Consider the following 20,107-nt stretch of genomic DNA (forward strand, 5'->3'; position numbering starts at 1 on the left):
GGTAACTTAAATGGCTGTTGTCGGTTTATTTTACGGTAGTGATACCGGAAACACAGAAAATATCGCAAAAATGATCCAAAAGAAATTGGGCGAAAATTTAGTCGATATTCGTGATATTGCAAAAAGCACCCAAGAAGATATTGAAGCCTATGATTTTCTGCTTTTCGGTATCCCGACTTGGTATTATGGTGAATCTCAAGCGGATTGGGACGATTTTATGCCAACCCTGAAAGAAATTGATTTTACTGGCAAAATTGTCGGTATTTTCGGTTGCGGAGACCAAGAAGATTACGCCGAATATTTTTGCGATGCAATGGGGACAATCCGAGATATTGTCGAACCAAACGGCGCAACTTTGGTCGGATTATGGCCGACAGAAGGCTACACTTTTGAAGTCTCGCAAGCCTTAGTTGATGAAAATACCTTTGTCGGTCTCTGTATTGACGAAGATCGCCAACCGGAATTAACCGAAGAGCGTGTAAGTCGTTGGTGTAAACAAATTTTTGATGAAATGTATTTAGCCGAATTAGCGTAAACCAGCAGGAGGCAAAAATGTCTGAAGAAAATACGAAATTATTAAAAAGCGTCGGGCTGAAGGTAACCGAACCGCGCTTGACCATTCTTGAATTGATGCAAAACACCCGAGAAACCCTTCAACATTTTGCGGCTGAGGATATTTATAAATTACTGTTAGAGCAAAAATCCGAAATTGGCTTGGCAACGGTTTACCGTGTGTTAAATCAATTTGAGGAAGTGGGCATTTTGACCCGCCATAATTTTGATGCAAACAAAGCGGTCTATGAATTAAACTACAATCACCAACACGACCATATTATCTGTATGGACTGCGGTAAAGTGTTTGAGTTTAAAGATTCCGAAATCGAACGCCGCCAGCGTGAAATTAGCCAACAGCACGGTATTGAACTGGCAAATCACAGTTTGTATTTGTACGGCAAATGTAGCAACATTCAAAAATGTGATGAAAAAGAGAAAAAATAACCTAACCTCTTTTCGTTTTTCTTTCTAACAAGCGGTGAGATTTTGCCAATTTTGTGTAAAATCTCACCGCTTACGTCTATTAATTGAAATACAATGACAGAAACCACTTCACAACCCGTTGCGGCAAGAGTCCGCCAACCGAGAAAAATTTCACCGTTTTGGCTGTTGCCGATCGTCGCTTTTGCGATCGGCGCTTTACTGTTTTTCCAAATTCTCAAAGAGCAGGGCGAGAAAATCACCATTCGTTTTAAAGAGGGAGACGGGATTACCGCCGGCAAAACGATGATCCGCTATCAAGGCTTGCAGATCGGGCAGGTGAAGAAAGTCTATTTTGTTAATGATCTGAAAGAAGTGCAGATTGAAGCGGAGATCAACCCTGAAGCGAAATCGGTCTTGAAGGAAGGCACGAAATTCTGGCTGGTTAAACCCAGCGCTTCGTTAGCAGGGGTGTCGGGGTTAGACGCGTTAGTATCGGGGAATTACATCACCTTGCTCCCGACTGACGAGAGTGAAGCAAAGAACCGCTATGATTTCATTGCAGAGGAAGAACCGCCGGCGATTACGGTAACGGACGGCGATTTGCTGGTGAGGCTTGTGTCGGACGATCTCGGCTCGATCACAGTTGGGGCAAGCGTTTACTTCCGCAAAGTGCCGGTCGGCAACATTGCCGATTACCGCTTCACCCACGATCAAAAGAAAGTTGAAATTGACGTGGTGATCGACAAAAAATATGCCAACTTAGTCAAAAAAGCGAGCCATTTCTGGAACATCAGCGGGGTGAATATCAATGCCGGCTTGGCAGGGCTGAATGTTGAGGTCGATAGCTTGGCTTCGGTGGTGCAAGGGGCAGTTGCCTTTGACTCGCCGGACGACTCACCGGCGGCGGCACAAGGGCAAAAATTTGCCTTATTTGAAAATTTAAAGGCGGCGTTGCGTGGCACGGAAGTGAAAGTGAATATTCCGATTGCACCTAATTTAAAAGTGAACGAAACGCCCGTCTATTATCAAAATTTGCAAATTGGGGTGTTGTCGCAACTTGAAATGCCAACGGCAAATGCCACAGAAAACCCTGAGGCTGAAAGTACGCCGAAAGGAATGTTACAGGGGACATTGTTGATCGACCCGAATCATCTCGATCTGCTGCGTAGCGGCTCGCATATTTTGTTGCGTGAACCCCGCTTTGATTTAAACAAAGAGCAAATCAGCAAAATCGGCGAATTGTTCCGTGGCATTTATTTTGATATTAAAGCAGGCAAAGGTGAGCCGCAACGCCATTTTACCGTAGAACGCGAATCGGATTATTTGCTTAACCTGCCGAATGTGCTGGCACTGACCTTAACTGCGCCGAAAGCCTATGGCGTGGAGCAAGGGCAGGGCATTTATTACAATGATGTGCAGGTCGGGGAGATTTTAAAACGTCGATTAAGTATTGAAAATGTTACCTTTGAGGCGATTATCTTCCCAAATTACCGCCATTTAATCGCAGGGAATACCCAATTTATCGCTATTTCCAACGTAGATGTGTCCGTTGGGTTAGACGGTTTGCGTATCCACTCCGGTTCACCGAGTGAATGGCTTAAAGGGGGTATCCGTATTCTGCCGCATAAGCCGAGCGGCGAGCCGAAAACCCGTTATCCGCTTTATAAAAATGCCGAGAATGCCGAAGCTGGTATTGTAAACGATGATAAACGCCCGACGCTCACGCTAACTGCCACAGAGTTATCCGGGATTGATAAAGGCTCGCTGGTGCTGTTCCGCCAGTTCCAAATCGGTGAAGTATTGAATATCCGCCCGCAAAAAAATCAATTTAGTGTTGATCTCTATATTGATCCGAAACATCGACATTTGGTGGGCGACACCAGCCGATTTTGGATTGAACCGGCGGTGCAGGTCGATCTCTCCGGCAACGGTTTAAAAGTGCAAGCCTCGCCGTTAATGCGCAGTTTAAAAGGGGCGATCAGCGTCGATAATCACGGCAGTAAAGGCAATAAAACCCTTTACGCCAGTTATGCGAAAGCAACTTCTGGCAATACCTATTTGACCCTGTTTGCCAAAGATGGCTCGAAATTAAGCAAAGGTATGCCGATTAAATATATGGGGCTGACGGTCGGCACGGTCGAAAGGTTACAACTGGACAATGCAAAAAAACAGATTAAAGCGACCGCTTACATTGAAGGGCAGTACTACCCGCTGATTGCTAAATCGGGCAGCCGATTCAGTGCTGTTTTCCCTGAAATTGACACAACCGGCGTGAAAAATCTTGATGCGGTTGTACAAAATTACCTGAACGTTGAGGTGGGCGGCGGTGAGCGTAAAACTCAGTTTCAAATTGCCGATACGGATACGGCAAAAACCTTATATGGCAACGGTTTTCCGATTATCGTAGAAACCAGCGATGCCAACGGTATTACCCCGCAAGCGCCGGTAATGTATCGTGGAATGCAGGTGGGCAGCGTGCAGCGTTTGAGCTTGAGCGAGCTAGGCGATCGGGTGCTTATTCACCTGCGGATTGCGAATCAATATAAGCATTTGGTGCGTAAAAATAGTGAATTTTGGGCATCGTCCGGCTATACTATGGACATCAGTTTGAGTGGGGCAAGTATTAACTCCGGCACAATGTCGCAACTGTTGAACGGAGGCATTACTTTCTCTACACCGTCCGGCAGAGTGGTTCAGCCGCAAGCCGAACCTAACCGCCGATTCCGCTTACAACGTAAAACACCTGATGAAGCGTCAAGCTGGGATCAGGGTGTTGCGGAGTAAGTTTTATTAATGTGATTCCTAATGGAGAACTCAATATGAAAAATGCAATAAAATTTGGTTTAACGGCACTTGCCTGTTTAATGTTGGCAGCCTGCGGAAGCAGCGGCGGTGGCAGTAATGATACTGAAATCACAGCAAAAGATCCGAAAACAAATAAAACGCTAAGCTCCCTTGACGGTAAAACCGAGAAATCACAACCGGAAAAAGGCGATGTAACACAATTATCTAATGCCACAGGTAATGTGATAGTGCGTAAATTACAAGATGAAGATGTTAAGGTGAGTTATGCTCCGCAAACGAACGGTTCAATGGCTGAAATTGAGGTAGAAGGTAAAAAAATCCCTACCATCTTTCCGGGATTTTATGGAGGATGGATGCATATTGGATCACTTCAAGTTTGTTGCGGTAACTATAGCTATGTCCGCTTTGGAAGTGTAGATGGCGGGATGATAAATGATCAAGCTGTAGACTCTTATATTTTCTACAATGGTAGTACGACAAAAGATATGCCGACGTCTGGCACGGCGACATATAATGGTGGTTTACTGCTCACAGCAAATGAGCACCCGGCTTTTAACGATGATGACTGGAAAACCGGACAATCCGCTTTCCAAGCAGATTTTGGCTCAAAACAGCTTACGGGTAACTTCAATGTAGAGGGATTAGCTCCGATTACTGTTAAGGCTAAAATTGAGGGAAATGGTTTTAACGGACAAGCCACTTCTGCCGGTTTTTCAAAAGCTGCTGATTTAGAAGGTAAATTCTACGGCCCTAAAGCGCAAGAGCTCGGCGGTTTATTTGAAGAGAAAGCCGGTAAATCGTGGGGTGGCGCTTTCGGAGCTAAACAGTAGCCTTTTTCTACATTTATAACAAGCTAGATCATTATAATTATAGGGACGCCACGTCGGCGTCCGTTATAAAATCACACAATGTTAAGATTTTATGAAACGGACGCAAGCATTGCTTCTCTACATTATGTGCAGATAGTCAAGTTTGTTGAGCTAAGGCATAACATTGATTTCTATTTAACAAGCGGTGGGTTTGCAGGAAATTTTTGCAACCCCACCGCTTGCTTATTTGAGGCATTCAACATAAGTGGGAGAAATGGATTATTAAAAATATTCATAATGATCTTGAAAATTATGAAGTTGCATAATGCAGAAAAAGACGTATGCTTCTATTCAAGCGTTTAGCCGTCTAAATGGCTAAAATAATGAACAACATCATATTTAGGAGTATTACAATGACAACATTCCATATCCTCGGTTTTCCTCGTGTCGGTGCAAAGCGTGAACTGAAATTTGCCCAAGAGCGTTATTGGCGGCAAGAAATCAGTGAGCAGGATTTATGCGATCTTGCCCGTGCGTTGCGGGAAAAAAACTGGCAGCATCAAGCGCAAGCCAATGCTGATTTTGTAGCAGTCGGTGATTTCACTTTTTACGATCATATTTTAGATTTGCAAGTGGCGACCGGTTCTATCCCTGCTCGTTTCGGCTTTGACAGCCAAAATCTCACCCTTGACCAATATTTCCAACTCGCACGGGGAAACAAAACCCAGTTTGCGATTGAGATGACCAAATGGTTCGACACCAACTATCACTACCTTGTCCCGGAGTTCACCAAAGCGACCCAATTCAAAGCTAATCCGGCGCATTATGTGAATCAAATTCGGGAAGCGAAAGCGTTAGGCTTAAAGGTTAAACCAGTGATTGTCGGACCTTTAACGTTCTTATGGCTCGGCAAAGAGAAAGGGCAAGCCTTTAACCGCTTTGAATTATTAACCCAATTAGTGCTGGTTTATCGTGAAATTTTAGAGGCGCTTGCCGCAGAAGGCGCAGAGTGGATTCAAATTGATGAACCTGCCTTAGCCTTGGATTTGCCGACAGAGTGGTTGGAAGCCTATCAAGCTGTCTATGCTGAATTGAGTAATGTCAATGCTAAATTATTGCTTGCCACCTATTTCGGCTCGGTTGCAGAACACGCCGATTTACTCAAAAACTTGGCGGTGGACGGTTTACACCTTGATTTAGTGCGTGCGCCGCAACAATTAGCTGCCTTTGCCGATTACGATAAAGTGCTGTCTGCCGGTGTGATTGACGGGCGTAATATTTGGCGGGCAAACCTGAATAGCGTGCTTGACGTGCTTGAACCACTTAAAGCCAAACTCGGCGAGCGTTTGTGGATTGCACCAAGTTGTTCATTATTGCATACACCGTTTGATTTAAGTGTCGAAACGCAGTTAAAAGCTCAAAACGGCGATCTGTATGAGTGGCTAGCCTTCACCTTGCAAAAAGTGGACGAATTAAATGTGCTGAAAACGGCGTTAGACCAAGGTCGCGCCGCAGTAGCAGACGCCCTTGCCGCCAGCCAAGCCGCTGCGGATAGACGGGCAAATTCCAGCGTAATTCACCGTCCTGACGTAGCAGCGCGTTTGGCAAATCTACCGCAGAATGCCGACCAGCGCCAATCGCCGTTTAGCGAGCGGATTAAGTTGCAAAATGCGTGGCTCAAGTTACCGCTTTTCCCGACTACCACCATCGGTTCTTTCCCACAAACGAAGGAAATCCGCTTGGCGAGAGCCGCTTTCAAGAAAGGCGATTTGAGCCTTGAGAATTACGAAGCGGCAATGAAGAAAGAGATCGAATATGTGGTGCGTGAGCAGGAAAAATTGGATTTGGACGTGCTGGTGCACGGCGAAGCGGAACGCAACGATATGGTGGAGTATTTCGGTGAATTGCTGGACGGTTTTGCCTTTACCAAATTTGGCTGGGTGCAAAGTTACGGTTCACGCTGCGTCAAACCGCCGGTCATTTACGGCGATGTCTCCCGTCCGACGCCGATGACGGTACGTTGGTCGCAATATGCCCAAAGCCTCACTCAAAAAGTGATGAAAGGAATGCTGACCGGACCGGTAACGATTTTACAATGGTCGTTCGTGCGTAATGATCTGCCGCGTGCCACAGTGTGTAAACAGATTGCAGTCGCGTTGTCGGACGAAGTTGCAGATCTCGAAAAAGCCGGCATTAAGGTTATCCAAATTGACGAGCCGGCAATCCGTGAAGGTTTACCGCTCAAGCGGGCGGATTGGGACGCTTATTTGCAATGGGCGGGCGAAGCGTTTCGTTTAAGTTCAATGGGCTGCCAAGACGATACCCAAATTCACACCCATATGTGCTATTCGGAATTTAACGATATTCTGCCGGCAATTGCTGCTTTAGATGCTGATGTGATCACAATCGAAACCTCACGTTCCGATATGGAATTGCTCACTGCCTTTGGTGATTTCCAATACCCGAACGACATCGGGCCGGGCGTGTACGATATTCACAGCCCACGCGTGCCGAGTGCCGAAGAGATCGAACATTTATTGCGTAAAGCCTTAAATGTTGTGCCGAAAGAACGTTTGTGGGTGAATCCGGATTGCGGCTTAAAAACCCGTGGCTGGCAGGAAACCATTGCTCAATTACAAGTAATGATGGACGTAACTAAAAAATTGCGTGCCGAGTTGGCGTAATTCAGCCTAGCCAATATCTAAAAAAACGTATTAGAAATCTAGGGACGTACGGCGTGCGTCCCTGAAATACGTTCCAAATCCTGTTTTATTCCATTACGACATCATTGAATTTTGCAAAGAATCGTAGAAAACTGCCCGCTTGCCCTTGTATTTCAGCAATTTAACGCCATATAAATCACTCATTTTTAATAAGGAACGATTATGGCACTTAATTTAGACGCAATTTCATTAGAGAGCGTAGAAGCACAGGGCGGCTACGGGATTGGTTTACAAATCGGGCAACAGTTGCTCGGCAGTGGCTTAGATCTTGAGTTGGACGCAGTATTCAAAGGGATTTTTGATGTGTTAAACGAAAATCAGCCGGCGCTAGACATCAATGTAGTAACGAAAGCATTGCAGGCGTTGCAACAACGTGCGGAAGCGAACAGAGCGGAAGCCTTTAAAGCGTTGGAAGCAGAAGGGCAGGCCTTTTTAGCGGAAAATAAAAAACACGCAACGGTGAAAGAAACTGAAAGTGGCTTACAATATGAAATTTTAACCGAAGGGACAGGCAAAGTGCCGGCAAAAACCGATAAAGTGCGGGTGCATTACACCGGTTCTTTAATTGACGGCACGGTATTTGACAGCTCCGTCCAACGTGGCACGCCGGCAGAATTTCCGGTAAACGGCGTGATTGCCGGCTGGATTGAAGCCTTAACAATGATGCCTGTCGGTTCAAAATGGCGTTTAACCATTCCGCATCAATTAGCCTATGGTGAACGAGGTGCGGGCGCATCTATTCCGCCATTTAGCACGCTGATTTTTGAAGTGGAATTATTGGATATTCTTTAATTGCATATTTAGGCTAAAAACCGACCGCTTGGTCGGTTTTTTTATGCGGATTAGATATAACTGATAATGTGAAAACACAGCGCATAAAAACCGAGAAAGGCTAAGATCAGCAGCCCTCGGGCGAGGTTTTGATGTGTTTTGTGCACTTTGTAGAGAATACCTGCCACAGTAAGCAAAACAAAGGGGTAAACCCAAAATGTGATGGAAAACAGATCGATCTGCGTGGCGGTTAATTGCGGGTGTTCGGAAAATTTGGGCGAGACTAATAACGCTAACGGCCATAGGCTGCTTGGTAAGCAGAATAACGCTAATGCCCAACTAAACGGTGAAAAATGAGATTGCATTTTTTCCTCAACAGGACGGGATAATAGAACGACAGGATTATGCCATAAATCCGTGCCGGTTTGGCACTACCAAATCACAAAGCCGAGAAATAAATCTGATAGTTAAAACCAACCAAAGCCTTATCCCCTTGGGTGAAATTGTTGATGCAAGGCTTTCAAACGGGCTTTTGCCACCTGTGTATAAATTTGGGTGGTGGAGAGATCGCTATGCCCCAGCAGCATTTGTACTACCCTTAAATCTGCGCCGTGATTAACCAAATGGGTGGCGAAGGCGTGGCGTAAAACGTGGGGCGAGAGTTTGTCGCTCTCAATGCCGGCGAGCAGGGCGTAATATTTGATCCGATGCCAAAAAGTTTGGCGGGTCATCTGTTTCCCCAAGCGGCTGGGGAACACCACGTCCGATTGGGCATTATTCAGCAAAGCAGCCCGTCCATATTCAAAAAATTGATTGATCCAATAGCTCGCTTCCTCGCCTAATGGTACAAGCCGTTCTTTGTCGCCTTTACCGATAATACGCACTACCCCCTGCCGCAAACTTAAATTACCCGTAGTGAGCGAAACCAGCTCGCTTACTCGCAGCCCCGTGGCGTAAAGTAGCTCCAGCATCGCTTTATCCCGCAGTTCGAGCGGGTCTTGGGTATTCGGTACATTGAGGAGATCCGAAACCTGTTCTTCACTTAACGATTTAGGCAAATGTGCCGGCTTGCGTGGCGAAATAAGCGTGGCACTTGGGTCGTCCTGACGGTATTTTTCCAAACATAAAAAGCGGAAAAATTTGCGTAAGCAGCTTAACATTCGTGCCGAACTACTTGCTTTATAACCTTGCGTTAAGCGTTCCCCCAAAAAATGTTGTAGATCGGTGCTGTCCAGCGTTAAAAATTGCTGCGGAGTATTTTGCCAAGCGGCAAAGGCGGTTAAATCCAAACGATAAGAGGCGAGCGTGTTTTGAGATAGCCCGTGTTCTTGCCACAGACTATCCAAAAATTGTTCCATAATCGGATCGAGGGTTTTCATACAAGCGGTCGGTTATGCGTCAAAATGTGCAACGGTTATTTGAGCAGATCTTCGTTTTTAGCGTGATTCCATTTGCCCATTTTTTTGTCCATATATTGAAAATGTTCGTTGGTAAACGTGCCTTGTGCGCAGGTGATTTTATCGCGGCGGGCATTGACGCTTTTCCCCTCCAACGCTTGATTTAGGGTAACGGGACCGGTGAGGTGAAATACGCCGCCGTCGATCTTCCGTTGTTCAATATTGTCGATGATGATCGCCAACGTCTCTTTTAAAAATGGGTTGCCTTTTTCGCTGGCTAAGAAAAAATTGGTGTATTTGTCGCGGCGGGTAATCACCACTTCGCTGTCGTCTTGATCAATGATAGAGGCTAAATTCCAAACTAAATGCCCGTCAATATCCATATACACGCCGCCTTCTTGGTAGAGGGTGAAAATCCGCCAAAAATCCGCTTGGGCAGCACCGTCCGTGAGCTGTTGGTAAGCGTGGAACGTGCGGGCATCGGCATTGGCTTGGAGATAGGCTTCCCGTGCTTCTGTGCTGACATAGCGATAGTCGTAATTTAATGAAAGCAGACGGTTTAAGAGGTAATTGCAATAGACCGGCAGTGTTACCCGATTACTGTAATTGGTTTGCCAAATGGTTTTGGTGATGCGACTTGGCTGACTGGGCGTGATTTTCGCCGCACTAAATTCAGGGATTGTGAAGCGTTTTTGAGGAAAAAGAGCGTGAAAGCCGTAGCTGGCTATTTTCACACAATTTCCTAAAAGCCGTAGTAAACCGTTTGCCACAACGATTATCGGTTCGTATTTTACTTTTTTTACCATTATGATCGCAGAGTTGCCAAAGAGAGACGCTACTTTAGCATTTTATGCCGCCCAAAAAAAGCAAACCGTAAGCGTTAAGTGATGTTTGCCTTAATCTTTTTGGTAAAAAATCCACGAAACTGACCGCTTGCACCAAACCAAAGGGTTCAGTAGAATGGCACTCTTTAATTTTTTAATGTTCATTGAGGACACAATATGTTTGGAAAAGGCGGCTTAGGCGGTTTGATGAAGCAAGCTCAGCAAATGCAAGAGCGTATGCAAAAGATGCAAGAGGAGATCGCACAACTTGAAGTAACGGGCGAATCGGGGGCAGGTTTAGTCAAAATTACCATTAACGGGGCGCATAATTGTCGTCGGCTTGAAATCGATCCTTCGCTGATGGAAGATGACAAAGAGATGTTGGAAGATCTGATTGCGGCGGCATTTAACGATGCGGTACGCCGTGCCGATGAAATGCAAAAAGAAAAAATGGCATCTGTTACCGCCGGTATGCCGTTACCGCCGGGAATGAAGTTTCCTTTCTAGTCTTGATTGAACGGCATTACGCCGTTCTGTTCTATGCTGATGTTCAATTCAAGTTTATGCAAACAAGCCCTTTACTCGAAAATTTAATGGACGCCCTACGGGTATTACCGGGGGTCGGCCCGAAATCCGCCCAACGTATGGCGTATCACTTATTGCAACGTAACCGCAGTGGCGGTGCGAATTTGGCAAAGGCATTGAGTGAGGCGATGAGCCATATCGGGCATTGCCAATCGTGCCGTACGTTTACTGAAGAAGAGGAATGCGCAATTTGCCAAAATCCCCGCCGCCAAATGAGCGGGCAGCTTTGTATTGTCGAGTTACCGTCCGATATTCCGGCGATTGAGCAGACGGGGCAATTTTCAGGGCGTTATTTTGTGTTGATGGGGCATTTGTCGCCATTAGACGGCATTGGCCCACGGGAAATCGGCTTGGATCTGTTGCAGCAACGGTTGGAGCAGGAGTCGTTCCACGAGGTGATTATTGCGATTAACCCGACGATTGAAGGGGAAGCGACAACCAATTATATTGCCGAAATCTGCCAGTTTCATAATGTCAAAGTCAGTCGCATTGCGCACGGCATTCCGTTCGGTAGTGCGTTGGAAATGGTGGACGGTACAACCCTTACCCAATCGTTTGCGGATCGGCGGGATATTAGCTTAAACCTCTAATCAGCGTTTTTGCCATAGCTTATCTTCCTGCCCTCGCCATAAGCGTTGGATATTATCGTGGTGGCGATAAATCAGTAAGCAGCACACCAACGCAACGGGGAAAGTAAATGCCGGTTGCACCCACCAAATATAGAAAGCGGCGGTCAAAGCGGTTACTACTGCGGCTAATGACGAGTAACCGAAAAGTAAAAAGACGGCAAGCCAAGTGAGTAAGCTGATACCTGCGACCACAGGGCTAATCGCCAAGATCGCACCAAAGGCGGTGGCAACCCCTTTACCGCCTCGAAAGCGGAAGAAAATCGGAAAAATATGACCTAAGCAGGCGGCGAGGGCGATAAAACCAATCGATGAGGCGGGGAGTGCCAAATGAAATCCGAGTGCAACGGGCAGCATTCCTTTTAATAAATCCGCCAACAACACACCTAACGCCGAGAGTTTGCCGCCGACCCGCAGCACATTAGTTGCACCGGGGTTATGCGAACCGTTTTCTCTCGGATCGGGCAAATCGGCGAGGTGGCAAAAAATAACGGCACTGGAAATAGAGCCGAGCAAATACGCCGCGAAAATGAGTAAACAAGCGGTAGTATTCATAGATTTCCCCTTATTTGTTTGAACAAATATGATATATTCTACCGCAACTTTCGAAAAGGAAAATAAGGAAGATCCGATGAGCGATAAAGTTTTCATTTCCGAGCTAACTGCCTTTGCCACCATTGGTGCTTACGATTGGGAACATACCATTAAACAGCGCCTTGTGTTTGATATTGAAATGGCGTGGGATTTTCAGCGGGCGGTCGCCGAAGACAATGTCGAATATTGCTTGGATTATGCGCAAGTCTCACAGAAAATCCTTGATTTTGTGGAGAATACGCCGTTTAAATTGGTCGAAACCGTCGCACACAAAGTGGCGGATCTGCTTCAGCAAGAGTATGCGATTCAATGGCTACGCATTCAATTACACAAGCCGAAAGCGGTCGCACAGGCAGCGAGTGTCGGCGTGATTGTTGAACGGGGACGTTGCTGATGTCGCTCGCCCAACCCTTATTACTTGCCCCCTTTGGTATCGGAATAGCAGAAAGCCTTTTTAATCATCTGATCAATCGTTCCGCCCAAACTTTGCCGATCTTACGAAAACTTGACGGTAAAATCTTACATATTTCTCTAAAACAGCCAAATCTGCCTTTTTTTATCCTGTTTAGTCCGACCCGCACCGATTGGCTTTCTCAATACGACGGCGAGCCGGATTGTACGGTTCAGCTTGAGGCAACGGCGCTGCCCAAACTGGCGGATAAAGCGAGATTAAGTGAGTTGATCAACCAAAAAACCGTGCAATTAACCGGCGATCTGCAAGTGTTGCAGCACTTTTCAATGTTGTTGGACGAGCTGGAAAAACAGCCTGCCGAGCTGCTTTCGCACATTATCGGCGATGTGCCGGCGCAGATCTCAACGGATTTAGTCGGCAAAATATGGGGTAAAATCCACAGCCAGTTCCGCCAAGACAGTCAGCATTTGATTGAAAATTTAATGGTAGAGCGTCCTGTTTTGGTTCATCGATTAGAGGCGCAGGATTTCTACGATCAAATTGATGAGCTTGCTCGACAAGCGGTCAGATTAGAACAAAAATTTGCAACATTGGGAATGGAATGAACATCAAAAATCTCCGCCGCCTTTACCGGATTACCCACACTTTTTTACGCTACGGCATTGACGAAGCCATTCCGAATTTACCGCTTACCCGTGGGCTACGGCTGGGGCGGAAATCCCTGTTTTGGGTGAAAAATCAGTTCCCCGATCAACCGCTTGGGGTTCGGCTACGCCTTGCTTTGCAAGAGCTAGGGCCGGTTTGGATAAAATTGGGGCAAATGCTTTCGACCCGCCGTGATCTGTTTGAGCCGCCACTTGCCGACCAACTAGCATTGCTGCAAGACTCGGTGGAGGCTTTTGACGGCAAATTGGCACGCCAAATTATCGAACAAGCGTTGGGCGGCAAGCTGGAGCAATGGTTTAGTGAGTTTGATGAAACCGCCCTTGCCTCTGCCTCTATCGCACAGGTGCATACCGCAAAATTTGCAGCGCACCACGAGTTTAGCGGGCAGGAAGTGGTGCTTAAAGTGATTCGCCCCGACATTGAACCGATTATTCAGCAAGATTTAGCGTTAATGTACCGTCTTGCCGGTTGGGTTCCTCGCCTTAACAAAGAGGGCAAACGGCTGCGGGCGGTGGAAGTGGTGCGGGAATATGAAAAAACCTTGCTGGGCGAGTTGGATCTTCGCAAAGAAATGGCAAATGCGACCCGCTTGCGAGCCAATTTTGAGCAGAGCGAAATGCTCTATATCCCGCAAATGTACGAGGCGTTTTGCCGTAAAAATGTGATCGTAATGGAGCGGATTTACGGCATTCCGGTATCGGATATTGCCCGCCTGAAAGCGAACGGTACTGATATGAAATTACTGGCAGAACGGGGCGTGCAAGTGTTTTTCACCCAAGTGTTTCGGGATAGCTTTTTCCACGCCGATATGCACCCTGGCAATATTTTTGTGAATCCGGCACACCCCGAAAATCCCCAATATATCGGCATTGACTGCGGCATTGTCGGCACTCTGAATCAAAACGATAAACGCTATTTGGCGGAAAGTTTTGTTGCCTTTTTCAACCGAGATTATCGCCGTGTGGCGCTGATGCACGTCGAGTCGGGCTGGACACCGGCGGACACGGATATTGACGCATTTGAGCAGGCGTTTCGTGAAGTGTGCGAACCGATTTTCGCTAAGCCCCTTGCCGAAATCTCGTTCGGACAGGTACTACTCAACCTGTTTAATGTGGCGCGGGAATTTAATATGGAAGTGCAGCCGCAACTGGTCTTGTTGCAAAAAACCTTGCTCTATATTGAAGGCTTAGGCAGACAGGTTTACCCGCAGCTCGACCTATGGCAAACGGCAAAACCCTTCCTGCAAGATTGGTTGAATGAACAAGTGGGGCTAAAAGCGATGATCCGCCAAGTCCAAACCCGCCTGCCACAATGGCGGGAGCATTTTGCCGAACTGCCGGAGGCGGTGTTTCAAGCCCTACAACAACAAAAACAGATCAATTTACGTTTAACGGAAATCAACCAAAGCCTAAAAGCACAACATAACCGCGGTGGCTCTCTACGTTTGCTCGCTCTAAGTACCGCCATTTTCTGTACCTTCTGGCAGTTTAACGCTCTCCCCCTATGGCTGAGCGTCCCGCTCTTAATCGCTGAATTGGGGTTGGTGTTTAAATTACGCTAGGCTATCAGGGGTAATCTATTGCAACACAATCCCCAAACTAAACAATAAATTGGTTAGGAGTGCTAAGCCTGCCATTTGTCCTAGAATTGGGCGGAGTTCGGCGGGGGATTGGTGGAGATACACAAAACGGGCGTGTTTGATAAGCAGTGGTGTGGCAAGCAGAAAGAGATAGCCTTGCCAATTTAATGCTGCGATAGCAAATAATAGGTAGGCTAGGATTGCCAAGACGATGAGGATAACGTGGTAAATGCGTCCGTTGCGGCTGCCGATGCGTACGATAAAGGTGTTTTTGCCCGCCTTTCGGTCTTGTTCAATATCCCGTAAATTGTTGATATTCAAGACGGCTACCGAAAGTAATCCGCAGCCTAGCGCCGGTAGCAGCGTGATTGTAAAAAGAGTATGCGCTTGCAAATAGAACGTGCCGAGCACGGCGAGAAAGCCGAAGAAAATCAGCACGGAGAGATCGCCCAAGCCTAAATAGCCATAGGCACGTTTGCCCACTGTGTAGGTAATGGCGGCAACAATCGCTAATACGCCTAAGCCGAAGAAAACCAGTAGATCCTGCCAATTTTGATAGGCATAGCCAACTAATAGACTGCCGGAGATAAATGAGAGGATCACTAAAATGATCAGCGCTTGCTTGAGTTGCACGCCACTAATCGCTCCCTGTTGGATTGCCCGCAACGGCCCGATGCGTTCAGCCGTATCCGATCCTTTAACGTGATCGCCGTAGTCGTTGGCAAAATTCGATAAAATTTGTAACAGCACTGTGGTAACAAGTGCTAACAGGGTGGTTGTTAAATCAAAGGCGTCCGCCCAGTATGCCAGCGCCGAGCCAACCAAAATAGAGGCGAGGGCGAGGGGCAGGGTCTTGGGGCGTGCGGTACTAAACCAAATTGAAAAGGCAGAATGTGTTTTCATCTCAATATTACAAAACGGATAAACAGGCGATAGCCGAGATTATGCTTTAAAAAAGCGACATATTATTACAAAATAGCGGTTCGTTTTTTGATTTTTAACAGAAAATTTGCATTTTTATGATAAATCCGACCAGCTCTCTTACTTTGCACCCAATTGGGATTGTTCGCTCGCCCTACGGTGAAAAATTTGCCGTGCCTCGCCAGCCGGATTTAGTGCCGCAAGGTAAGGGGATTTTGCACTTACTGCCACCCTATAATGCGCCTGATGCGGTCAGAGGTTTAACCCAATTTAGCCATTTGTGGTTGATTTTCCAATTTCACCAAATTCCCGCTCGGGAGTGGCACGCCACCGTACGCCCGCCCCGGTTAGGCGGTAATGAGCGTATCGGCGTGTTTGCCAGCCGTGCCACTCACCGCCCCAACCCGCTGGGCTTATCCAAGGTCAAGCTAGAGCGGGTGGAAGCAGGCAACGGCGAGGTGAAATTGCATTTGGGCAGTGTCGATCTGGTGGACGGTACGCCGATTTTCGACATTAAACCCTATCTTGCCTATGCCGATAGCGAACCCGATGCGCTTTCGGGATTTGCCCAGCAGAAACCAAGTACAAAATTGCAGGTGGAATTTAGCGCTAAAGCGTTACAAGCGGTCAATTCTTGCCGACATTTTGCAAGGTTCGGCATTACCGAGCCGCTCGCATTTATCGCTCAAGTGATCGCGCAAGATCCCCGCCCCGCCTATCAACAGGGTAAAGTCAGCGAGCGTATTTACGGAATGAAACTGGCGGGGTATAACGTCTTATGGCAAATCAATGCGGAAAATGTCGCCATTGCCACAGTGATTGATATTCAAAATGGAACTTAACCCCAAAATCGCAATCAAAACGCCAACTTTATTGACTAAGGAACACACTATGATGAAATTGCAAAAATACGCCGCTATCCTACCGCTTGTGTTTGCCGGTAGCAGTGCCTTGGCGGACTTACCGGCACAGGCTAATACGGGATCGGTCTTTCATTTTTCGACCCAAGTAAGCCGTACAGTTGAAAAAGATTTGATGCAAGCGGAAGTATATAGCCGCCAATCCGGTAAAAATCTCGCCGACCTGAAAAAAAGCGTCTCTGCTCAGCTTAATAAAGTGTTAGAACACGCCAAGCAAGACGCGGCTATTGAGGTTACCGCTCAAGGCATCACCCATAATGTGGAATATAACGAGAAAGGCAAGGTTGTCGGCTGGACGGCGGAAGGCAATATTCAGCTAAAAAGTAAGCAGTTTGAAAACCTTGCTAAAGTATTGGATCAACTTGGCGACAAAGTGGCGATTCGATATATCCATTTCAGCGTTTCGCCTGAAAAAATGGTTTCTCTTGAAGATGAAATGACGTTGGATATTATCAAACAATTCCAGCACAAAGCCGAAGTCATTCAAAAGGGCTTAAATGCCAAACAGTATGTGTTGAGTGATATTCAACTTGATACGCCAAACAGCGCCCATCAAGGCTATCCAAGCCCTCGGGTAATGTACGCAATGGAAGCCAGTGCGATGAAAATGAAATCGGATAATCTTCCACTTGAAGCCGGCAAGGAAACAATCTCCGCTACGGCGTCCGGTAAAGTAACATTCGAGTAAGCCGTTATCATTTGTGATGTTATGCAGCCAAAACGGCTGCATTTTTTTAGGAACAAAGACAGAATGAAAAAATTGATTAAAATCTTAGGCTTACTTTGCCTTTGTGGTGGTTTGAGCGGGTGTATGGTTACCTCGGTGGTCGGGGCGGCAGTTGGCACGGCGGTCGATGTGGTGGATGCCGTTACGCCGGACATTATGGATTGATTGGCTAAAAAGCCCATCAATCCGACCGCTTGCAAGCGGGTATTTTCGCCCTAAAATTTGCAAATCTGCCATAACAGGCTACAATGCCGACTACTATTTACATTACACAAAGGAATCTTTATGAAAATCGCAAAAAATGTTGTGCCTGCCATTGCTTACCAAGTTCGTACTCAAGACGGCGTATTAGTTGATGAAGCACCGGTTGAGCAGCCCCTTGAATATTTACACGGTCATAATAACTTGGTGATCGGCTTAGAAAATGCGTTAGAAGGTAAAGCGGTTGGCGATACGTTTGAAGTGCGTGTGAAACCGGAAGAAGCCTACGGCGAATACAACGAGAATATGGTGCAACGTGTGCCGAAAGAGGTGTTTATGGGCGTGGACGAACTTGAAGTCGGTATGCGTTTTATCGCCGATACCGATTTAGGTCCGCTCCCTGTGGTGATTACCGAAGTGGACGGTGATGAAGTGGTCGTGGACGGTAACCATATGCTAGCCGGTCAAGAGTTGCTGTTCAGTGTGGAAGTGGTGGCGACCCGTGAAGCAACCTTAGAAGAAATCGCCCACGGTCATATTCACCAAGAGGGCGGTTGCTGCGGACACGACAGCGATGAAGAAGGCCACGGCTGTGGCTGCGGCGGTCATCACCACGATCACGACCACCATCATCACGGACACGGCGGTTGCGGCTGTAGCCACTAATCTCAAGGTGGATGGACAATGGAACGTGAACATTCACTCAACGGCACGGATTATCTCCGTGCCATTTTAAGCTCTAAAATTTACGATCTCGCCCAAGTTACGCCCCTGCAAAAAATGGAGAAACTCTCCGCGCGTTTGGGCAATCACATCTCAATTAAGCGGGAAGATCGCCAACCGGTGCATAGTTTTAAACTGCGCGGCGCTTATGCGATGATCTCAAGCCTTTCCCCTGCCCAGAAACAAGCCGGTGTAATCGCCGCTTCGGCGGGTAATCACGCTCAAGGGGTCGCCCTTTCCGCTAAACATCTCGGTTTAAAAGCGCTGATTGTGATGCCGCAAAATACGCCGGCGATTAAAGTTGAGGCAGTGCGAGGGTTTGGCGGTGAAGTGTTGCTCTACGGTGCAAATTTTGATGAAGCCAAAGCCAAAGCGATTGAGCTGTCTAAAGAGCTGAATATGACCTTCGTTCACCCTTTCGATCACCCGCTCGTCATTGCAGGGCAAGGGGCAATCGGAATGGAGTTAGTGCAACAGAATGCCGATTTAGACTATATTTTCGTGCCGGTTGGCGGCGGTGGTTTGATTGCCGGTATTGCTGTGCTGGTTAAGCAGTTGATGCCGACCATCAAAATTATCGGGGTGGAATCTAAAGATTCCGCTTGTTTGTTCCACGCACTACAAGCGGGGCAGCCGATAGACTTAGCACGGGTCGGGCTGTTTGCGGACGGGGTAGCGGTTAAACGTATCGGCGATGAAACTTTCCGGCTTTGCCAACAATATGTCGATGATGTCGTGTTGGTGGATAATGATGAAATCTGTGCCGCACTTAAAGATGTATTTGAGAATGTGCGTGCGGTGGCAGAACCGTCAGGTGCATTATCGTTAGCAGGGTTGAAAAAATATATTGCGCAACATAATGTGCAGGGAAAAAACCTTACCTGTATTTTGTCCGGCGCAAATTTGAATTTTCATACTTTGCGTTATGTATCCGAGCGTTGTGAAATCGGTGAAAAACACGAAGCCTTACTGGCGGTAACCATTCCGGAACAAAAAGGGGCGTTTTTGAGGTTCTGCCAGTTAATCGGCAACCGTGCGGTGACAGAATTTAACTACCGCCATGCCAACGATGAACAAGCCTGCATTTTTGTTGGGGTGCGGATCAGCGGCAACAGTGAAAAGTCTGAAATTATCAAGGACTTACAACATAATCAATTCCAAGTTACCGATCTGTCGGAAGATGATATTGCGAAAACCCATATCCGTTATATGGTCGGCGGGCGGGCAATTTCCGTTGAACAAGAGCAGCTTTACAGCTTTGAATTTCCGGAGCAGAAAGGGGCATTGCTCAAGTTCTTACAGGTGTTGTCAAACTGGGATATTTCACTGTTCCACTACCGTGCACACGGCGCGGATTACGGGGATATCCTCGCTGCATTTGTAATGAATGAGGCGGATCACACCGCTTTCCGGCAGGATTTAGACCGTCTGGGCTATCGCTATCAAAATGTTAGCGAAAGCCCTGCCTATCGCTACTTTTTAAGGTAACGCAAGCGGGCGGGATCGGCGTGATTTTTTGCAATTTCCCGCCCGCATAGCACAGTATTTCTACTTTGTCAGGACGCCACAATCGGCGTCCTTTTTTATCCTCTTGTCGCAATCATTTCACAAAATCTGGGTATTTTCCGCTATTTTAACCCCTCGGATAAATTGGCTATCTCCATTGATATTTAATGGTTTAACCGTAATTTTTTTTATTATTTCATTGTCTTTGTTTTAGGGGCTGTACTAGATAACTAGAATAAATTCTGCTTTACTAATTGTTTTAAAATGGAAAATTGAACTTTTATTTCACTGTGGTTAAAACGCCATTCACATTCCTTCAAATACAGTTCAAAATGCTCTT

21 protein-coding genes and 1 pseudogene are annotated in these 20,107 nt (G+C 46.8%); 16 read left to right on the forward strand and 6 right to left on the reverse strand.

Translation table 11 applies throughout. The features are described 5' to 3' along the window. The first annotated feature begins 10 nt into the window (after positions 1-10). The 6 genes from fldA (at position 11) to E4T80_RS05870 (ending at position 8,107) form a co-directional block, all read left to right on the forward strand. Complete coding sequence (gene fldA / locus E4T80_RS05845) at positions 11-535, forward strand: flavodoxin FldA (RefSeq protein ID WP_135055997.1); 525 nt, start codon at positions 11-13, stop codon at positions 533-535. Positions 536-552: 17 nt separating this feature from the next. Further along, positions 553-999, forward strand: coding sequence for a ferric iron uptake transcriptional regulator (gene fur / locus E4T80_RS05850; RefSeq protein ID WP_047976975.1), 447 nt, complete (start codon positions 553-555; stop codon positions 997-999). A 93-nt stretch (positions 1,000-1,092) separates the two neighbouring features. After that, positions 1,093-3,762, forward strand: coding sequence for an MlaD family protein (locus tag E4T80_RS05855; protein ID WP_135056000.1), 2,670 nt, complete (start codon positions 1,093-1,095; stop codon positions 3,760-3,762). Between the two features lie 35 nt (positions 3,763-3,797). Then, the gene (locus E4T80_RS05860) at positions 3,798-4,613 is read left to right on the forward strand and encodes a Slam-dependent surface lipoprotein (protein WP_135056003.1); all 816 of its coding nucleotides are present in this window, start codon (positions 3,798-3,800) and stop codon (positions 4,611-4,613) included. Positions 4,614-5,005: 392 nt separating this feature from the next. Next, positions 5,006-7,276 carry a 5-methyltetrahydropteroyltriglutamate--homocysteine S-methyltransferase gene (metE, locus tag E4T80_RS05865; protein ID WP_135056005.1) on the forward strand — a complete coding sequence of 757 codons (2,271 nt, stop codon included), beginning with the start codon at positions 5,006-5,008 and terminating at the stop codon, positions 7,274-7,276. A gap of 201 nt (positions 7,277-7,477) precedes the next feature. Then, a complete protein-coding gene (locus E4T80_RS05870) occupies positions 7,478-8,107 on the forward strand; it encodes an FKBP-type peptidyl-prolyl cis-trans isomerase (RefSeq protein ID WP_047977232.1) in 630 nt (209 codons plus the stop codon). A gap of 50 nt (positions 8,108-8,157) precedes the next feature. Here the strand turns inward: E4T80_RS05870 and E4T80_RS05875 are convergent, their stop codons facing one another. The 3 genes from E4T80_RS05875 to E4T80_RS05885 all read right to left on the reverse strand — a co-directional run bounded on the left by E4T80_RS05875 (position 8,158) and on the right by E4T80_RS05885 (position 10,289). Further along, on the reverse strand, positions 8,158-8,451 hold the full coding sequence (locus tag E4T80_RS05875) for a DUF5389 family protein (protein ID WP_135056008.1): 294 nt from the start codon (positions 8,449-8,451) through the stop codon (positions 8,158-8,160). A gap of 120 nt (positions 8,452-8,571) precedes the next feature. Further along, positions 8,572-9,465, reverse strand: a complete 894-nt coding sequence (gene xerD, locus E4T80_RS05880) for a site-specific tyrosine recombinase XerD (protein WP_135056011.1) — start codon at positions 9,463-9,465, stop codon at positions 8,572-8,574. A 35-nt stretch (positions 9,466-9,500) separates the two neighbouring features. Then, complete coding sequence (locus E4T80_RS05885) at positions 9,501-10,289, reverse strand: glycosyltransferase family 32 protein (protein WP_135056014.1); 789 nt, start codon at positions 10,287-10,289, stop codon at positions 9,501-9,503. A 195-nt stretch (positions 10,290-10,484) separates the two neighbouring features. Between E4T80_RS05885 and E4T80_RS05890 the strand changes: the two genes are divergently transcribed. Further along, positions 10,485-10,814, forward strand: coding sequence for a YbaB/EbfC family nucleoid-associated protein (locus tag E4T80_RS05890; protein WP_047977236.1), 330 nt, complete (start codon positions 10,485-10,487; stop codon positions 10,812-10,814). Between the two features lie 56 nt (positions 10,815-10,870). Continuing rightward, a complete protein-coding gene (gene recR, locus E4T80_RS05895; protein ID WP_047977246.1) occupies positions 10,871-11,482 on the forward strand; it encodes a recombination mediator RecR in 612 nt (203 codons plus the stop codon). Here the strand turns inward: recR and plsY are convergent, their stop codons facing one another. Beyond that, complete coding sequence (plsY, locus tag E4T80_RS05900; protein WP_135056017.1) at positions 11,483-12,073, reverse strand: glycerol-3-phosphate 1-O-acyltransferase PlsY; 591 nt, start codon at positions 12,071-12,073, stop codon at positions 11,483-11,485. A 76-nt stretch (positions 12,074-12,149) separates the two neighbouring features. On the opposite strand from plsY, the gene folB reads away from it, so the two are divergent. Genes folB through ubiB form a run of 3 tightly spaced genes read left to right on the forward strand, consistent with a single transcriptional unit; the run spans position 12,150 to position 14,751 of the window. Continuing rightward, the gene (gene folB, locus E4T80_RS05905) at positions 12,150-12,506 is read left to right on the forward strand and encodes a dihydroneopterin aldolase (protein ID WP_047977238.1); all 357 of its coding nucleotides are present in this window, start codon (positions 12,150-12,152) and stop codon (positions 12,504-12,506) included. Beyond that, complete coding sequence (locus E4T80_RS05910) at positions 12,500-13,129, forward strand: ubiquinone biosynthesis accessory factor UbiJ (RefSeq protein WP_407662343.1); 630 nt, start codon at positions 12,500-12,502, stop codon at positions 13,127-13,129. Before folB ends, E4T80_RS05910 begins: the two co-directional genes overlap by 7 nt. After that, entirely contained in the window at positions 13,126-14,751 is a 1,626-nt protein-coding gene (ubiB, locus tag E4T80_RS05915; protein WP_135056023.1) for a ubiquinone biosynthesis regulatory protein kinase UbiB, read from the forward strand. Before E4T80_RS05910 ends, ubiB begins: the two co-directional genes overlap by 4 nt. A gap of 15 nt (positions 14,752-14,766) precedes the next feature. On the opposite strand, the gene E4T80_RS05920 is transcribed toward ubiB, so the two are convergent. Continuing rightward, positions 14,767-15,672 (reverse strand): 1,4-dihydroxy-2-naphthoate polyprenyltransferase, encoded by a 906-nt coding sequence (locus E4T80_RS05920; RefSeq protein WP_135056026.1) that lies wholly within the window; start codon positions 15,670-15,672, stop codon positions 14,767-14,769. Positions 15,673-15,788: 116 nt separating this feature from the next. Here E4T80_RS05920 and tsaA point away from each other — a divergent pair, with 116 nt between their 5' ends. The 5 genes from tsaA to ilvA all read left to right on the forward strand — a co-directional run bounded on the left by tsaA (position 15,789) and on the right by ilvA (position 19,749). Further along, positions 15,789-16,532 (forward strand): tRNA (N6-threonylcarbamoyladenosine(37)-N6)-methyltransferase TrmO, encoded by a 744-nt coding sequence (gene tsaA / locus E4T80_RS05925; RefSeq protein WP_135056029.1) that lies wholly within the window; start codon positions 15,789-15,791, stop codon positions 16,530-16,532. 52 nt (positions 16,533-16,584) lie between these two features. Further along, entirely contained in the window at positions 16,585-17,298 is a 714-nt protein-coding gene (locus E4T80_RS05930; RefSeq protein ID WP_135056040.1) for an SIMPL domain-containing protein, read from the forward strand. A 63-nt stretch (positions 17,299-17,361) separates the two neighbouring features. Next, positions 17,362-17,502 carry a hypothetical protein gene (locus E4T80_RS12775; RefSeq protein ID WP_167740698.1) on the forward strand — a complete coding sequence of 47 codons (141 nt, stop codon included), beginning with the start codon at positions 17,362-17,364 and terminating at the stop codon, positions 17,500-17,502. A 120-nt stretch (positions 17,503-17,622) separates the two neighbouring features. Further along, the gene (gene slyD / locus E4T80_RS05935; protein WP_047977216.1) at positions 17,623-18,204 is read left to right on the forward strand and encodes a peptidylprolyl isomerase; all 582 of its coding nucleotides are present in this window, start codon (positions 17,623-17,625) and stop codon (positions 18,202-18,204) included. A gap of 18 nt (positions 18,205-18,222) precedes the next feature. After that, entirely contained in the window at positions 18,223-19,749 is a 1,527-nt protein-coding gene (gene ilvA, locus E4T80_RS05940; protein WP_135056032.1) for a threonine ammonia-lyase, biosynthetic, read from the forward strand. Positions 19,750-19,997: 248 nt separating this feature from the next. On the opposite strand, the pseudogene E4T80_RS05945 reads toward ilvA, so the two are convergent. Beyond that, positions 19,998-20,107 (reverse strand): annotated as a pseudogene (locus E4T80_RS05945) (IS1595 family transposase); the annotation flags it as partial.

This window comes from Muribacter muris (assembly GCF_004569585.1).
Lineage (GTDB): Bacteria > Pseudomonadota > Gammaproteobacteria > Enterobacterales > Pasteurellaceae > Muribacter > Muribacter muris.

Excerpts from the sequence above, each read along its gene's own strand:
- E4T80_RS05930 (WP_135056040.1), top strand. The coding sequence starts at position 16,585 with ATGAAATTGCAAAAATACGCCGCTATCCTACCGCTTGTGTTTGCCGGT.
- folB (WP_047977238.1), top strand. The coding sequence starts at position 12,150 with ATGAGCGATAAAGTTTTCATTTCCGAGCTAACTGCCTTTGCCACCATT.
- E4T80_RS05875 (WP_135056008.1), bottom strand. The coding sequence starts at position 8,451 with ATGCAATCTCATTTTTCACCGTTTAGTTGGGCATTAGCGTTATTCTGC.
- fur (WP_047976975.1), top strand. The coding sequence starts at position 553 with ATGTCTGAAGAAAATACGAAATTATTAAAAAGCGTCGGGCTGAAGGTA.
- E4T80_RS05860 (WP_135056003.1), top strand. The coding sequence starts at position 3,798 with ATGAAAAATGCAATAAAATTTGGTTTAACGGCACTTGCCTGTTTAATG.
- plsY (WP_135056017.1), bottom strand. The coding sequence starts at position 12,073 with ATGAATACTACCGCTTGTTTACTCATTTTCGCGGCGTATTTGCTCGGC.
- slyD (WP_047977216.1), top strand. The coding sequence starts at position 17,623 with ATGAAAATCGCAAAAAATGTTGTGCCTGCCATTGCTTACCAAGTTCGT.
- ilvA (WP_135056032.1), top strand. The coding sequence starts at position 18,223 with ATGGAACGTGAACATTCACTCAACGGCACGGATTATCTCCGTGCCATT.
- E4T80_RS05855 (WP_135056000.1), top strand. The coding sequence starts at position 1,093 with ATGACAGAAACCACTTCACAACCCGTTGCGGCAAGAGTCCGCCAACCG.
- E4T80_RS05885 (WP_135056014.1), bottom strand. The coding sequence starts at position 10,289 with ATGGTAAAAAAAGTAAAATACGAACCGATAATCGTTGTGGCAAACGGT.
- E4T80_RS12775 (WP_167740698.1), top strand. The coding sequence starts at position 17,362 with ATGAAAAAATTGATTAAAATCTTAGGCTTACTTTGCCTTTGTGGTGGT.
- E4T80_RS05870 (WP_047977232.1), top strand. The coding sequence starts at position 7,478 with ATGGCACTTAATTTAGACGCAATTTCATTAGAGAGCGTAGAAGCACAG.
- fldA (WP_135055997.1), top strand. The coding sequence starts at position 11 with ATGGCTGTTGTCGGTTTATTTTACGGTAGTGATACCGGAAACACAGAA.
- E4T80_RS05890 (WP_047977236.1), top strand. The coding sequence starts at position 10,485 with ATGTTTGGAAAAGGCGGCTTAGGCGGTTTGATGAAGCAAGCTCAGCAA.
- xerD (WP_135056011.1), bottom strand. The coding sequence starts at position 9,465 with ATGAAAACCCTCGATCCGATTATGGAACAATTTTTGGATAGTCTGTGG.
- tsaA (WP_135056029.1), top strand. The coding sequence starts at position 15,789 with ATGATAAATCCGACCAGCTCTCTTACTTTGCACCCAATTGGGATTGTT.
- recR (WP_047977246.1), top strand. The coding sequence starts at position 10,871 with ATGCAAACAAGCCCTTTACTCGAAAATTTAATGGACGCCCTACGGGTA.
- metE (WP_135056005.1), top strand. The coding sequence starts at position 5,006 with ATGACAACATTCCATATCCTCGGTTTTCCTCGTGTCGGTGCAAAGCGT.
- ubiB (WP_135056023.1), top strand. The coding sequence starts at position 13,126 with ATGAACATCAAAAATCTCCGCCGCCTTTACCGGATTACCCACACTTTT.
- E4T80_RS05920 (WP_135056026.1), bottom strand. The coding sequence starts at position 15,672 with ATGAAAACACATTCTGCCTTTTCAATTTGGTTTAGTACCGCACGCCCC.